Source organism: Myxococcus vastator (assembly GCF_010894475.1).
GTDB classification, from domain to species: domain Bacteria; phylum Myxococcota; class Myxococcia; order Myxococcales; family Myxococcaceae; genus Myxococcus; species Myxococcus vastator.
In genome coordinates, this window is the sequence record NZ_JAAIYB010000973.1 from 1 (window position 1) to 455 (window position 455).

General features: G+C 68.4%; 1 pseudogene. It reads right to left on the minus strand.

The window, feature by feature from the left end:
• A pseudogene (locus G4D87_RS38625) lies at positions 1-351 on the minus strand (hypothetical protein); the annotation flags it as partial.
• Between the last annotated feature and the right edge of the window lie 104 nt (positions 352-455).

Consider the following 455-nt stretch of genomic DNA (forward strand, 5'->3'; position numbering starts at 1 on the left):
GGTGAGGGGGGGCTCCGCGGGCGCTGGAGGTGGCGTCTTCTGCTCGCGCACGTGGGCCAGCTCGCGGGCGACCTCATAGAAGCCGCACGCCTGACGCTGCGCGGCCACGGAGGCCTGGGTGCCGCTGAGGATGTCGATGACGGCGAAGGGCCCCAGGGGGGAGGCCTCGGGTTCGCCGTCCGTCAGTGCGCGGACGCGGAAGTCATCAGCCTCGGCCAGGAGGGCCAGCGCCTCGCGGACCTCGGGTGCCGGTGCGGGTGCTTTCGCGCGCCTGCAGAAGTCCGAGACGGCAACCGCCACGGGGGTGGGGACGTCGTCGGGCTGCCGTCTTCTCTGCCAGGGACTGTTCATGAAGGTCGCGGAAAAATGCTCGTTTACGAGGGCGGATGCCTCTATCTTCGCCTGCAGACAGGTGTCAATGAGCCAGTCCGATTCCAATCTAAACAGCCTACGGC